The organism is Nocardioides marmoraquaticus (assembly GCF_054777915.1).
This window is the reverse complement of record NZ_BAAHAA010000015.1, coordinates 67,815-80,507: the sequence shown is the minus strand read 5'-3', so window position 1 is coordinate 80,507 and position 12,693 is coordinate 67,815. Positions and strand designations below refer to the sequence as shown.

14 protein-coding genes and 1 tRNA gene are annotated in these 12,693 nt (G+C 73.9%); 10 read left to right on the top strand and 5 right to left on the bottom strand.

All coding sequences use genetic code 11. The features are described from left to right. Positions 1 to 91 precede the first annotated feature (91 nt). Positions 92 to 1,042 (bottom strand): siderophore-interacting protein, encoded by a 951-nt coding sequence (locus ACYU8I_RS12580; RefSeq protein ID WP_460841271.1) that lies wholly within the window; start codon positions 1,040 to 1,042, stop codon positions 92 to 94. Between the two features lie 114 nt (positions 1,043 to 1,156). On the opposite strand from ACYU8I_RS12580, the gene dcd reads away from it, so the two are divergent. The 4 genes from dcd to ACYU8I_RS12560 all read left to right on the top strand — a co-directional run bounded on the left by dcd (position 1,157) and on the right by ACYU8I_RS12560 (position 3,384). After that, a complete protein-coding gene (gene dcd / locus ACYU8I_RS12575) occupies positions 1,157 to 1,732 on the top strand; it encodes a dCTP deaminase (RefSeq protein WP_460841269.1) in 576 nt (191 codons plus the stop codon). After that, complete coding sequence (locus ACYU8I_RS12570) at positions 1,732 to 2,493, top strand: SGNH/GDSL hydrolase family protein (protein WP_460841267.1); 762 nt, start codon at positions 1,732 to 1,734, stop codon at positions 2,491 to 2,493. The genes dcd and ACYU8I_RS12570 overlap by 1 nt, the downstream gene beginning before the upstream one ends. Before the next feature lie 31 nt (positions 2,494 to 2,524). Beyond that, a tRNA-Gly gene (locus ACYU8I_RS12565) sits at positions 2,525 to 2,597 on the top strand. Positions 2,598 to 2,709: 112 nt separating this feature from the next. Then, positions 2,710 to 3,384 (top strand): DUF2461 domain-containing protein, encoded by a 675-nt coding sequence (locus tag ACYU8I_RS12560; protein WP_460841265.1) that lies wholly within the window; start codon positions 2,710 to 2,712, stop codon positions 3,382 to 3,384. A gap of 11 nt (positions 3,385 to 3,395) precedes the next feature. Here ACYU8I_RS12560 and ACYU8I_RS12555 read toward each other — a convergent pair whose 3' ends face one another. Continuing rightward, positions 3,396 to 4,508, bottom strand: coding sequence for a hypothetical protein (locus ACYU8I_RS12555; protein WP_460841263.1), 1,113 nt, complete (start codon positions 4,506 to 4,508; stop codon positions 3,396 to 3,398). A gap of 94 nt (positions 4,509 to 4,602) precedes the next feature. Then, entirely contained in the window at positions 4,603 to 5,061 is a 459-nt protein-coding gene (locus ACYU8I_RS12550) for an RrF2 family transcriptional regulator (protein ID WP_460841261.1), read from the bottom strand. A gap of 160 nt (positions 5,062 to 5,221) precedes the next feature. Here ACYU8I_RS12550 and ACYU8I_RS12545 point away from each other — a divergent pair, with 160 nt between their 5' ends. The 5 genes from ACYU8I_RS12545 to ACYU8I_RS12525 all read left to right on the top strand — a co-directional run bounded on the left by ACYU8I_RS12545 (position 5,222) and on the right by ACYU8I_RS12525 (position 9,763). Continuing rightward, entirely contained in the window at positions 5,222 to 7,102 is a 1,881-nt protein-coding gene (locus ACYU8I_RS12545) for an acyl-CoA dehydrogenase (RefSeq protein ID WP_460841259.1), read from the top strand. A gap of 107 nt (positions 7,103 to 7,209) precedes the next feature. Continuing rightward, positions 7,210 to 7,428 (top strand): DUF6458 family protein, encoded by a 219-nt coding sequence (locus ACYU8I_RS12540; RefSeq protein WP_460841256.1) that lies wholly within the window; start codon positions 7,210 to 7,212, stop codon positions 7,426 to 7,428. 99 nt (positions 7,429 to 7,527) lie between these two features. Then, positions 7,528 to 8,355 (top strand): maleylpyruvate isomerase family mycothiol-dependent enzyme, encoded by an 828-nt coding sequence (locus tag ACYU8I_RS12535; RefSeq protein ID WP_460841254.1) that lies wholly within the window; start codon positions 7,528 to 7,530, stop codon positions 8,353 to 8,355. After that, positions 8,352 to 9,287: an SDR family NAD(P)-dependent oxidoreductase gene (locus ACYU8I_RS12530; RefSeq protein ID WP_460841252.1), complete on the top strand. Its 936-nt coding sequence runs from the start codon at positions 8,352 to 8,354 to the stop codon at positions 9,285 to 9,287. The genes ACYU8I_RS12535 and ACYU8I_RS12530 overlap by 4 nt, the downstream gene beginning before the upstream one ends. Further along, positions 9,284 to 9,763 carry a GNAT family N-acetyltransferase gene (locus ACYU8I_RS12525; protein ID WP_460841249.1) on the top strand — a complete coding sequence of 160 codons (480 nt, stop codon included), beginning with the start codon at positions 9,284 to 9,286 and terminating at the stop codon, positions 9,761 to 9,763. Before ACYU8I_RS12530 ends, ACYU8I_RS12525 begins: the two co-directional genes overlap by 4 nt. Here the strand turns inward: ACYU8I_RS12525 and ACYU8I_RS12520 are convergent. Further along, on the bottom strand, positions 9,760 to 10,416 hold the full coding sequence (locus ACYU8I_RS12520; protein ID WP_460841247.1) for a hypothetical protein: 657 nt from the start codon (positions 10,414 to 10,416) through the stop codon (positions 9,760 to 9,762). The genes ACYU8I_RS12525 and ACYU8I_RS12520 overlap by 4 nt on opposite strands. A gap of 86 nt (positions 10,417 to 10,502) precedes the next feature. Between ACYU8I_RS12520 and ACYU8I_RS12515 the strand changes: the two genes are divergently transcribed. Then, positions 10,503 to 11,483, top strand: coding sequence for an NAD-dependent epimerase/dehydratase family protein (locus tag ACYU8I_RS12515; protein ID WP_460841245.1), 981 nt, complete (start codon positions 10,503 to 10,505; stop codon positions 11,481 to 11,483). Between the two features lie 85 nt (positions 11,484 to 11,568). Here the strand turns inward: ACYU8I_RS12515 and ACYU8I_RS12510 are convergent, their stop codons facing one another. Then, positions 11,569 to 12,441: a hypothetical protein gene (locus ACYU8I_RS12510; protein ID WP_460841243.1), complete on the bottom strand. Its 873-nt coding sequence runs from the start codon at positions 12,439 to 12,441 to the stop codon at positions 11,569 to 11,571. Positions 12,442 to 12,693: the final 252 nt, after the last annotated feature.

The following is a 12,693-nucleotide window of genomic DNA, read 5'->3' as shown; positions in this document are numbered from 1 at the left end:
GCCACGAAGTCTGTCGCTGAGCCACGAATGCATGCGTGGTCCAGCGACAAAGTCACTGGTTAACCAGTGACTTTGCCGCCGCGAGAAGCACTCAGCTCATCATCGCCACACCGCGACGCCAGTAGCCCATGAAGGCGACCTGGCGGCGGTCGACGCCGAGCTCGGTGACGAGGGCGCGGCGCAGGCGGGTGACCATGGCCGACTCGCCGGCGATCCAGGCGAAGACGCCGTCGAGCTGGCCGTGGGCGACCGGGGCGGCCGGGTCGACGGGCTCGCCGGAGCTCGACCACATCGGGGTCTCCCACAGGTCGGGGTCGACCTCGAGGTCGGTGGGGGCCGCCACCGCCGCGGGGAGGCCGACGTACGACCGGACGGCAGGCACCAGGCAGGTGCCGACCTCCTCGTGGCCGCGCGGCAGCCAGCGCACCGTGACGCCGGGCGGGCAGGGCAGGTCCTGGATGTCGGCGGGGTCGGGCACCTCGAGGTACGCCGCTCCCACGGCGTCGCAGGGCAGCCCGGCGAGGATGCCGGCGACGGCGGGCACGGCCGACTCGTCGCCGACGAGCAAGAGCTGCTCGGCGTCGCCGGGGGTGAACTCGATGCCGCCGAACGGCATCCCCCGCCGCGGCGCGAGCGTGATGACGCGGTCGCCGGGCTGGGCCCGCATCGCCCACGAGGCTCCGGGGCCGGCCAGGCCGTCTTCGTGGACGACGAAGTCGATGACCAGACGGGTGTCGACGCCGTACCCGGTCACGTCGCGCACGGTGTAGGTGCGGACGTGGCCGCGGTCCTCCGGCTCCATCGCGCGCCAGGCGGCGTACCAGTCGGCCCCGAGTGCCGTGACGTCCGGCAGCGGGTGCCCGGGCGCGAACGGGAAGACGAGCTTGAGCCGCTGGTCGAGCCAGGGGCCGTCGACGCCGAGGTCGGCCAGCTCGGGCCCGGCGAACTCGACCCGCACGAAGCCGGGGCTGAGCCGTGTCACCCGGACCGCCTCGATCTCGGCGAGGACCAGGGGCATCGGCGAGACGGCGGCGGCGCTCATGGGGTCTCCCGGGATCGGGGGCGGGGGAAGGACAGGCTTACTTAGGGCAGCCTAACTTGCCGCTGATCAACCTGTCACCGCGACGGGGGCCACAGCCCGGGTAGGTTGACGCCCGTGCTGCTCTCCGACCGCGACATCCGCGCCGAGACCGAGGCCGGCCGCATCGTGGTCGAGCCGTGGGACCCCGCGATGATCCAGCCGTCGTCGATCGACTTCCGGCTCGACCGCTACTTCCGGGTCTTCGAGAACCACCGCTACCCCCACATCGACCCCGCGGCCGACCAGTCCGACCTCACCCGCGAGGTGGTGGCCGAGGGCGACGAGCCGTTCATCCTGCACCCCGGCGAGTTCGTGCTGGGGTCGACGTACGAGGTCGTGACGCTGCCCGACGACCTGGCCGCGCGCGTCGAGGGCAAGAGCTCGCTGGGTCGGCTCGGGCTGCTGACCCACGCGACGGCCGGCTTCGTCGACCCCGGCTTCTCCGGCCACGTCACGCTCGAGCTGGCCAACGTCGCCACCCTGCCGATCAAGCTCTACCCGGGCATGAAGATCGGCCAGCTCTGCTTCTTCCGGCTCTCCTCGCCGGCCGAGCACCCCTACGGCTCGGCCAAGTACGGCTCGCGCTACCAGGGCCAGCGCGGCCCCACCCCGTCGCGCTCCTACGCCAACTTCCACCGCACCGAGATCTGATGCCGTTCCACCGCTACGTCGCCCTCGGCGACTCCTTCACCGAGGGCGTCGGCGACGACGACGAGACCCGGCCCCACGGCGTGCGCGGCTGGGCCGACCGGGTGGCCGAGGTGCTGGCCACGCAGACCGACGAGCTCGGCTACGCCAACCTGGCGATCCGGGGTCGCAAGCTGCTGGCGATCCTCGACGAGCAGGTCGAGCCGGCCATCGCCCTCGGCCCCGACCTCGTGACCCTCCACGCCGGCGCCAACGACGTGTTGCGACCGCGGGTCGACCTCGACGACCTCGCGGCGGCGTACGACGCGGCCGTCGGGCGGCTCTGCGCCACCGGCGCCACGGTCGCGATCTTCACCTGCTACGACCCGGGCGGAAGCGGCCTGTACGCCGCGCTGCGCGGTCGGTTCGCGCTGTTCAACGAGCACGTGCGCGAGATCGCCGACCGCCACGGCACCACCCTGGTCGACCTGTGGCGGCTGCGCGGCGACAGCGTCGACGACGTCTTCGCCGCGGACCGGATGCACCTCAACGCCCGCGGTCACAGCGTCGTCGCCGCCACCGTGCTCGACGCCCTGGGCGTCGAGCACACGCTCGACGTGCCCGACCCGATGCCTGCGGCCGACGTGCCGCTGGCCGTGCGCCTGCGCGCCGACGCCGCCTGGGCCCGCGAGCACGCGGTCCCGTGGGTGCACCGCCGGCTGACCGGTCGCTCGTCGGGCGACGGCCTGTCCCCGCGACGTCCCACCCTGGCGCCCGTGGGGTAGCCTTCCGAGGCGTCCCGGGCGACCGGGGCACGCGGACGTAGCTCAGTTGGTAGAGCGCGACCTTCCCAAGGTCGATGTCGCGAGTTCGAGTCTCGTCGTCCGCTCGAGGCCGCAGGCGCGGGGCGACGCAGGAGCGCAGCGCCGTCGCGGCCCAAGGTCGAGCAAGCCCCGCGACCGAGGCACGAGGTCGCGCCGGGCGCGTCGAGACCCGGTGACGTGCCCGCGACAGCGACCACAGGAGCGACCATCTCCGAGTTCGAGGGCTTCCCGGTGGCCGCGCTGGACTTCTACGACGACCTCGAGCTCGACAACACCAAGTCGTTCTGGACCGCCCACAGGCACGTGTACGACGCCTCGGTGCGCGCACCGATGGAGGCCCTGGTGGCGGCACTGGCGCCGGAGTTCGGGCCGGCGAAGATCTTCCGCCCCTACCGCGACGTGCGCTTCCGCAAGGACAAGACGCCGTACAAGACCCACCAGGGCGCAGTCGTCCACGCCGGCCCCGGGCTCGGCTGGTACGTCCAGGTCAGCGCCCCCGGCGTGCGCGTCGGCGCCGGGCTCTACTCCGTCGCGCCGCCCGACCTCGCCCGCGTGCGGGCCGCGATCGACGCCGAGCACTCGGGCACCGAGCTGGAGACCCTGCTGCGGCGGGTACGCCGCCACGGCTTCACCCTGGGCGGCGAGCGGCTCAAGACCACCCCGCGTGGCTGCTCGGCCGACCACCCGCGCATCGACCTGCTGCGCCACAGGTCGTTCACGCTGGGCCGCGACCTCGGCTTCGAGCCCGTGATCCACACCCCCGCCCTGCTCGACGAGGTCCGCCGGGACTGGCGCCGCCTCCGCCCCCTCGTGGAGTGGTTCGCCGAGCGCGTCGACCCCGTCCCCGAGTAAGCAGTCGGCGCTCAGCCCACGGCGGCGAGGTCGGCGCCGTGCTTGGCGCGGCGCTTCCAGGTACGGCGCTTGCGGTCGAGGGTGGCGACCTCGGCCTCGAGCTCGGCGACGCGATCACGCAGCGCGCTGCGCTCGGCCAGGGTCTCGGCGAGGACCTGGGCGGCCACGGAGAGGCGGGTGCGGGGACCCGGCAGCGGCTGGGCGGCCTGGTCGTCGAGCAGCGCGACGAGGTCGCCGCGCACGTCGTGGCCGGCGTCGGCCAGGTCCTTCGACCAGCGCTCGACCACGGGCGCGAGCGGCGAGAGGTCGCGACCCGGGCGGGGCGCGGCGTCCTCGGCCTCGCCGTCCTCCCCCGCCAGCAGCGCGCGGCGCTCGGCCAGGGCGACCGGCTCCTCCGCGCGACGGTTGACCTCGCGCAGCACGGCGGCCGCGGCCGGGTCGGCGTACGTCGCCACGACCGGCGGCAGGGCGAGCGGGTCGGCACCGAGCAGGTCGGCGACGGCCGCCCAGTGGGTCTCCGGGGCGCCGGCCACGACGTGGACCCGGTCGGCGTGGAAGGTCCAGCCCCACCGCGACGCCACGGCAGCCAGGTCGTGGCCCCGCCAGAACAGGGCGCCCTCGTCGGGGCCGACGGCGTCCGGCTCGTGGTCGTCGGGCGGGGCCTCGACCTCGACGGCCCGCAGCACCCGTCCGGCGTGCTTGCGCAGGCCCGAGCGCCCGCCGCGGAGCAGGTCGCCGACCCAGGCGCCGTACACCTGGTCGGCCAGCGGCTCGGCCGTCAGCACCAGCTGCACCTCGACGCCGATGAGCGGGTCGAGGGCGAGCCGCAGCCACTCGCCGTCGGCGGCGCAGAGTCCGGGGGTGGAGACGACCGAGGTGCCGCGGTGCGCCCAGACCCGGTCGGCGATGCGCGACCAGGTGCCCTGCACCTGCTTGCGCTTGAGGCCGGCCTCGCGGTGGGTGTGCAGCAGCTCGTGCACCGCGCGCTCGGCCTCGGCGGCGTCGGCGGCGACGTGGACCCCGAGGTCGGCGAGCGCCTCGCGGTGGGTGTCGAGGGTGGCCGGGAGCACCGGGCGGGCCGGGTCGGGCAGACCCAGGTGCCAGATCAGCTTGCGACGTGCCATGTCGCGAGCGTGACCCCGCCGTCGTACGTCACGGTGAACCTGCGGTGAAGCCGCCGCGACAGGAGCGGGTAGACGAAACGCCAGGTGGGAGCCCTCAGTGCGGCTGCCAGGCGTCCTCGTCCTCGGTGCGGGCGGCGACGTCGGGGGGCAGTGCGCGGGCTGCGAGCGAGGCGATGGTGACGCTCTCGAAGACCTCGCGCAGCGACGAGCGGGCGGCGATCCAGACGAGCTGAAGCACCTCGGCGGTGTCGTTGTAGGAGACCGCCTCGGGCCGCAGGCCGTAGACGCTGACCAGTGGGCCGTCGACGGCGCGGATGACGTCGGCCACGGTCACCCGGGCGGGCTCGGTGGCCATGCGCCAGCCGCCGGACTGGCCGCGCTGGCTCACGACGATGCCGGCGCGGCGCAGGTCGGCGAGGATCGCCTGCAGGAAGCCGTGGGGGATGTCCTGGAGCCTGCCGAGCTCCTCGGCGCTGACGGGACGCCCGTCGTCGCGCACCGCGATCTCGATGAGCGCCCGCAGTGCGTAGTCGGCCTTCGCGGACACACGCATGGGGCGAGTCTGTCAGACGGCGATCCCGCGGTGGCGCGCATCACCCGCCCGCCGATGGCCCGGATTCCTTGCGCGAGGGGGTGGTGCTGGCGATACTTGAAGTTACCGGCTGGTAGAACCAGCGGGTAACCACGATCTTCCCCACCGAGGAGAGCCGGCTGTGAGCCACTACAAGACCAACCTGCGCGACATCGAGTTCAACCTCTTCGAGGTGCTCGGTCGCGACGAGGTGCTGGGCCAGGGCCCGTTCGAGGCGATCGACGGCGACACCGCCCGCTCGATCCTGGGCGAGGTGGAGCGGCTCGCCCGCGAGGACCTCGCCGCCTCCTTCGAGGACAGCGACCGCAACCCCCCGGTCTTCGACCCCGCCACCCACACCGCGCCCCTGCCCGAGAGCTTCAAGAAGAGCTACCGGGCCTGGATGGACGCGGAGTACTGGCGGCTGCAGCTCTCCGAGGACCTCGGCGGCACCCCCGCCCCCGCCACCCTCGTGTGGGCGCTCGGCGAAATGGTGCTCGGCGCCAACGCCCCGATCTGGATGTACGGCGCGGGCCCGGCGTTCGCGGGCATCGTGCACCGCAACGGCAACGACCGCGACAAGCAGGTCGCGCAGCACATCATCGACCGCCAGTGGACGACCACGATGGTGCTCACCGAGCCCGACGCGGGCTCCGACGTCGGCGCCGGGCGCACCAAGGCCACGCCCAACGACGACGGCACCTGGAGCATCACCGGCGTCAAGCGCTTCATCACCTCCGCCGAGAGCGACCTCGGCGAGAACATCGTCCACCTCGTCCTGGCCCGCCCCTCCGGCGTCGAGGGCGCCGGCGGCCCGGGCACCAAGGGCCTGTCGCTGTTCGTGGTGCCGCAGCACCACTTCGACCTCGAGACCGGCGAGCTGACCGGCGAGCGCAACGGCGTCTACGTCACCAACGTCGAGCACAAGATGGGCATCAAGGTCTCCAACACCTGCGAGCTCACCTTCGGCGACAGCAGCGTCGGCGGCGGCGAGGAGGCCCGCGGCTGGCTGCTCGGCGAGGTGCACAACGGCATCGCGCAGATGTTCCAGGTCATCGAGAACGCCCGCATGATGGTCGGCACCAAGGCCATCGCGACGCTGTCGACCGGCTACCTCAACGCCCTCGACTACGCCAAGAGCCGGGTGCAGGGCGCCGACCTGACCCAGGCGGCCGACAAGACCGCCCCGCGCGTCACCATCACCCACCACCCCGACGTGCGCCGCTCGCTGATGGTGCAGAAGTCCTTCGCCGAGGCGATGCGCGCGCTGGTGCTCTACACCGCGTCGTGGCAGGACCGCGTCCAGCTCGCCGAGCACGCCGGTGAGACCGACGAGCTCGCGATGCGGGTCAACGACCTGCTGCTGCCGATCGTCAAGGGCTACGGCTCCGAGCGCTCCTGGACCCTGCTCGGCACCGAGTCGCTGCAGACGTACGGCGGCTCCGGCTTCCTGCAGGAGTACCCCATCGAGCAGTACGTCCGGGACGCCAAGATCGACACCCTCTACGAGGGCACCACCGCGATCCAGGGCCAGGACTTCTTCTTCCGCAAGATCGTCAAGGACCAGGCCCAGGCGCTCGGCCACCTCGCCGGCGAGATCGAGGCGTTCCTGAAGAGCGAGGCCGGCAACGGTCGGCTCAAGAACGAGCGCGGCCTGCTGGCCACCGCGCTGCAGGACGGCCAGGCGATGGTCGGCACCCTGATCGAGGTGCTGATGAGCGCCGACCCCAACGCCGAGGGTGGCGACCTGCGCAACATCTACAAGGTCGGCCTCAACACCTCGCGCCTGCTGATGGCGCTGGGTGACGTGGTGTGCGCCTGGCTGCTGCTGCGCGGCGCCGAGGTCGCGCTGAAGCGCCTCGACGAGGGCGGTCTGTCGGAGAAGGACGTGAAGTTCTACGAGGGCAAGATCGCCGCGGCCCAGTTCTTCGCCCAGCACAACCTGCCCAAGCTCACCGCCGAGCGCGCCATCCTCGAGTCCACCGACCTCGCGCTGATGGACCTCGACGAGGCCAGCTTCTAGACACGACACGACGAGGGCCCGCCGCGACCGCGGCGGGCCCTCGTCGTGCGTGCGCATGTGAACGGCCCGATCGGGGAACATGCGTGCCGGAGCGAGAGGAGGCCCCCATGGGCATCGGACTTGGCATCGTGCTGCTGCTCGTCGGCCTGATCCTGGCCTTCGACGTCGTGAGCATCCCGCGCATCGACGCGCTCAACGTCGAGTGGAGCACCCTCGGGTGGATCCTCATCATCGTCGGCGTGCTGGCCATCGTGCTGGCGCTGGTGATGAACAAGCAGCGCACCCGCACCACCCACGTCGAGCAGCGCCGCGTCGACCCCTACTGACGTTCCGTCCTCCGGACGACCGACCCACGACCCGCTCCTTGCCCGGAGGCGGGTCGTGGTGTGTCCGGAGCCCCTCGCCCGAGCACTAGGTTGGCCCTCATGACCGACGAGCCCCTCGACGACGCGGGCCGGCTGTGGCGCTGGGTCGAGGTGTGGCTGCTGGCCGTCGACGACCTCACCCGGCTCGTCGGTGACCTCGACCCCACCGACGCCCTGGCCCCCACCGACCTCGAGGGCTGGAACGTCGCCGACGTCGTGGCCCACGTCGCCCACTTCGAGGCGGTGCTCGCGGGCGCCCCGGAGGAGACGCTCGAGGTGCCGCCCGCACCGCACCTGGTGCGGCCGATGCAGCGCTACACCGAGGCCGGTGTCCTCGCCCGCCGCGGCCGGCTGCTGCCGGAGCTGGTGGAGGAGGTCACGCAGTCCGTCGCCACCCGGTACGCCGCCCTCCGTGCGGCGCCGCCCACCGACCCGCACGCCGCCCCCGATCGGGTCCCCGGCGGCTACGGCTGGGACGTCGGCACCGTGCTCCGCAACCGCCCCCTCGACGTCTGGGTGCACGAGCAGGACCTCCGCCGCGCCCTCGACCGACCAGGGGGTCTCGACGGCGCACCGGCCCGGCACGCGCTCGGCGTGATGCTGGCGGCGCTGCCGATGGTGGTCGGCAAGCGCGTCGCGCCGCCGGCGGGGAGCGTCGTACGCCTCGAGCTGCCGGAGGCGGGCGAGGTGCGCACCGTCCGGGTCGACGACGCCGGCCGGGCCGCGATCGCCCCCGACGCCGAGCCGACCACGACCCTGCGGCTCGGCACCGAGGACTTCGTGGTGCTGGCGACCGGACGCCGCGGCCCCGACGCCGTCGCACCCGAGGTCGTCGGCGACGCCCACGTGGCCGACCGGCTGCTCGCGTCGCTGGGGATCATGCCGTGAGCGGCTGGACGCCCGACGACGTGCCCGACCTGACGGGCCGCACCGTGCTGGTCACCGGCGCCGGGCGCGGGGTCGGCCGCGAGACCGCGCTCGTGCTGGCCGGGCACGGCGCCGGCCTGCTGCTCGCCGACGCCGATCTCGACGCCCTGGGTGACGTCGTACGACGCTGCGACGCGCTCGCCCCGGTGCGACCGGAGGCGGTCCCGCTCGACCTGGCCGACCGCGACTCGGTCGGCGACGCCGCGGCGCACGTGCGCTCGGTCGCGCCCGACGGCGTGCACCGGGTCGTGCTGCACCACGACGGCGACGCGGGGGCCGACGACGCCCTGGCGGTGCGGGTGCTGGGGCCGTTCGACCTGCTGGTGCGGCTGCACGACCTGCTGCGTCGGGTCTGCGTGGTGGTGCCGCCGACGCACCGGCTCGCCCGCGACCTCTCCGACGTGCTCGGCGAGGAGAAGGCCGACGACGAGCCGGGGGGCTGGCGCGAGCGCGTGCTGCGCCGTACCGGCTGGGGCGGCGGCGCCGAGGCCGCGCTCGCCTCGCTGCTGCTCGGCCTCGAGCTCGACAGCCGTGCCCGCGCGGCCGGGTCGCCGCTGCGCGCGACCGTCGCCGTCGCGGGGCTCGACGTCTCCGAGGCGGTCGACAAGGTGGCCGAGCGCACCACGAGCCTGCGCGCGCGCGGCCCGAGCATCCTCGACGCCGCCCTCGGCGCCGTCGGCCAGCGCGCCGACGTGGCCCACCACCCCGTGCTCATGGCGGCCACCGCCGAGCTGCCGGGCTCGAGCGTCGTCGGCCTCGGCGGTGCGCTCGGCCTCGGCACCAGCACCCGCATCGTCAACCCGCCCCGTCCGGCCCGTGACAAGGCGCTGCGCGCGCGGGTGTGGGAGCTGGCCGTCGACCACGCGGGCCGCGACCCGTGGGTGCGCGGGTGACGACCACCACCCGTCCCCTCGAGGAGCGCGACCACGCGGCGGTGCTCGCGCTCAACGAGGCCCACGTCGAGCTGCTCTCCGCGCTCGACGAGCCCCGGTTGCGCGACCTCGTCGCCTGGTCCCACCGGGCGCTGGTCGTCGAGCTCGACGGCGCGGTGGTGGGCTTCGTGCTCACCTACGCCGCGGGGTCGGCGTACGACGGGGAGAACTTCGCGTGGTTCGCCGACTGGGCGCCCGGCGGCTTCCACTACCTCGACCGGGTCGTGCTCGACGAGCGCACCCGGCGCCGGGGCATCGCGACCGCGCTGTACGACGAGCTCGAGCAGGGCTGCGGCGCGCCGGTGATGTGCCTCGAGGTCAACGTCGAGCCGCCCAACGAGCCGTCGCTCGCCTTCCACGCCCGCCGCGGCTACGTCGAGGTCGGCCGTCGGGAGTCAGGCGGTCACCTGGTCGCGCTGCTGGCCAAGCAGCTCTAGTCGACGACGCGCAGCACGACGCGTGAGCGGTCGTGCCGCACCCCGGCGGCGAAGTGCTTGGTGTAGAGCCGGCCGAGCTCGGCGAGGTCGCCCGGCGCCATCTTGAGGCAGCCGGCCGAGGCGTAGTCGTTGAAGCGCGGCACCTCCCAGCGGCACGGCTGGTCACCCCGCGCGTCGGCGCACTGCCGGTTGCCGCGCCCCTGCTCGGTGTGCAGGAAGAGCTCGCGCCGCACCGTGCCGTCGTGGCACGCCATGTCGTCCATCCGGAAGACCCCGCCCTGCACCACCGAGCCGGCGTAGTCCTGGTGCCAGGTGACGCCGTAGCTGCCCTTGGGCGTCCACCCCACGTTGCGCCGGCACTCGTCGCGACCGCCCTTCCACCCCCGCCCCGACCCGGCCCGCCACGACCGCTCCTGCACCAGCTCCTCGGCGTCGCCGCGACGCTCGAAGAGCCGCCAGGTCAGCGTCGAGCGGAACTGCCGGCGGGGGTCGCGGTCGAAGACCATGACGGCCCGGTACGTCGCCGGCGCCGCCGCTGCTCTCCCGGGCGCTGCTGTCACGGGGCCCGCCGCGGCCGCTCCGGCCGGGCCGGGGAGCACGAGCAGCGGGCCGACCAGGAGGCACGCCGTGGCGAGGAGCAGTCGTCGGATCACGCCCTGACCGTACGGGCGGTTGAGCGTCCGTGAGCAGGGAAAGATGGATCCGGTCGTGGGGCGGTCCTGCGGCGGGGAGGACGACCATGCGACTGCTGGTGCTCGGAGGGACGCGGTTCCTCTCGCACGAGGTGGCGGCAGAGGCGCTGCGCCGCGGCCACGAGGTGACCTGCGCGGCCCGGGGCCGCTCCGGCTCCGTGCCCGAGGGGGCGCACCACGCGACGCTCGACCGCACGGCACCCGACTGGTCGGTGATCGACGGCGAGCACGACGCCGTGGTCGACGTCGCGAGCCGACCCTCCTGGGTCCGCGCGGCCCTCGACGCGCTCGCCGGACGCACCGGCCACTGGGTCTACGTGTCGTCGATCAGCGCCTACGCCGACACCGCCACCCCCCACGGCACCCCCGAGACCCTCGCGCTGCACGAGCCGCTGCACGACGACTCCGACACCGTCGACGACTACGGCCGCCACAAGGTCGCCTGCGAGGAGCTGGTGCGGTCGCAGTCCGCGACGTCGGTCGTCGTACGCCCCGGGCTCGTGGTCGGCCCCGGCGACCCCACCGGCCGCTTCTCCTACTGGCCCGAGCGGCTGGCCGAGGGCGGCGAGGTGCTCGCCCCCGACTCCCCCGACCGCGACGTGCAGGTCATCGACGTGCGCGACCTCGCCGCGTGGCTGGTCACCCTCGCCGAGGAGCGCCGCGAGGGCACCTTCGACGCCGTCGGCTGGGTCACCGCGCTGGGCGAGGTGCTGCAGCAGGTTTCCGACGGCGTCGGCGCCGACGCCCGGCTGTTCTGGGCGCACCCCGGCTTCCTGCACCGCCACCACGTCGCCCCGTGGTCGGGACCCCGCTCGCTGCCGCTGTGGCTGCCCGAGGAGATGTCGGGGATGGTGCGCCACGACGTCAGCGCGGCCCACGACGCCGGCCTCAAGATCCGCCCCCTCGCCGACACCGCCCGCGACACCCTCGCCTGGCTCCGCACCGACGCCGGCCGCGGCTGCGTCACCGGCCTCACCCGCGCCGAGGAGCAGGACCTCCTCGACGACTGGCACACCGTCGGGCTGTGAGGTCTGCTGCGGCCTTCGGCAAAGTCACTGGTTAACCAGTGACTTTGCCAACGGTCCACGTCTCGCAGGCGGGAGGGCCTGCGAATCATGCGAGACGTGGACCGTCGTGCGGGACACCCAGCCGCCAGCCCCGGGGCCGGGTCCAGGCGAGCGAGCGGTCGCGGGCGGCGAGCAGCTGCCGGACGACCGCACATTCGCGGCCCCAGCCGCCCCCGACCACGGTGACGACCTCGAGGCCGGCGTCGCGGAAGCCGTCGCGGCGCAAGGCGTCGGTACGCCGGCGGAAGGCGCCGGCATGGGCCGAGCCGTCGTACTCGACGCAGACGCCGAGCTCGTCGCACACCAGGTCGGGCCTGCCCAGCGGGAAGTCGTCGAGCGTGAACAGGGGCCAGTTGCTCAGCGGCACCGGGAGGCGGGCGTCGAGCACCCACACCAGTCGCAGCCACGACTCCAGCGGCGACCGACTGCGCCCGTCGACGAGCGGGAGGGCCTCCCTGAGGGCTGCCGCACCTCGAGACCGCCGCGCCGACTCCAGCTGCTCCTGGGACACCACACCCGCGGCCAGGGCCATGTCGATCGCCACGACCCTCCGCCGCAGGTCGGGCTGCTGCCGCACGACGTCGAGCAACGCCGCGACGGCCTCGACGCAGGGCAGGCCGTGCACATGCTCGACCGGCGGCATGTCCCGCACACGCACGAGGCGGTGGTCGGGCGAGGGGCGCAGGTTGGCGGGCCGGGCCACGACGAGCGGCACGCGGGGGTCGGCGTCGTCGACGTACGCCGCTCCACGCACCCGCAGCGCTGCCCAGCCTCCCAGCGCACCGTCAGTCGGTAGCCGCCGAGCCTGCTCGTGGACGCCCTGCTCCACCGAGGTCAGCACGGCCGCCGGCACGTAGAGCCCGGGTGACGAGCGGCGCCACCGCGGCCCTGCCGCTGCACCGCGGGTCGGACCGACCACGCCCGACGGGTCCACCGGGGTCGGGTCGACAAGCCCGGCGGGCCAGGGCCGGCGGGGTCGGAAGTGCTCCACGCCTCCAGCAGAACCCACCACCGCCCCCCGTGGCGGCGCGCGACGAGATCTGTGGACAACACCAGTCACGGGTCGATCGAGGCCGGCACTGCGCAGGACCAGGAGACCTCTTCCGCCACACGACTCACTGGTTAACCAGTGACTTTGCTGACGGTCCACGTCTCGCAGGCTGGAGGGCCT

What these genes read in the sequence shown, in the direction of transcription:
- ACYU8I_RS12540 (WP_460841256.1), top strand. Translation starts at nt 7,210, where the DNA reads ATGGGCATCGGACTTGGCATCGTGCTGCTGCTCGTCGGCCTGATCCTG.
- ACYU8I_RS12550 (WP_460841261.1), bottom strand. Translation starts at nt 5,061, where the DNA reads ATGCGTGTGTCCGCGAAGGCCGACTACGCACTGCGGGCGCTCATCGAG.
- ACYU8I_RS12515 (WP_460841245.1), top strand. Translation starts at nt 10,503, where the DNA reads ATGCGACTGCTGGTGCTCGGAGGGACGCGGTTCCTCTCGCACGAGGTG.
- ACYU8I_RS12555 (WP_460841263.1), bottom strand. Translation starts at nt 4,508, where the DNA reads ATGGCACGTCGCAAGCTGATCTGGCACCTGGGTCTGCCCGACCCGGCC.
- ACYU8I_RS12535 (WP_460841254.1), top strand. Translation starts at nt 7,528, where the DNA reads ATGACCGACGAGCCCCTCGACGACGCGGGCCGGCTGTGGCGCTGGGTC.
- ACYU8I_RS12580 (WP_460841271.1), bottom strand. Translation starts at nt 1,042, where the DNA reads ATGAGCGCCGCCGCCGTCTCGCCGATGCCCCTGGTCCTCGCCGAGATC.
- ACYU8I_RS12570 (WP_460841267.1), top strand. Translation starts at nt 1,732, where the DNA reads ATGCCGTTCCACCGCTACGTCGCCCTCGGCGACTCCTTCACCGAGGGC.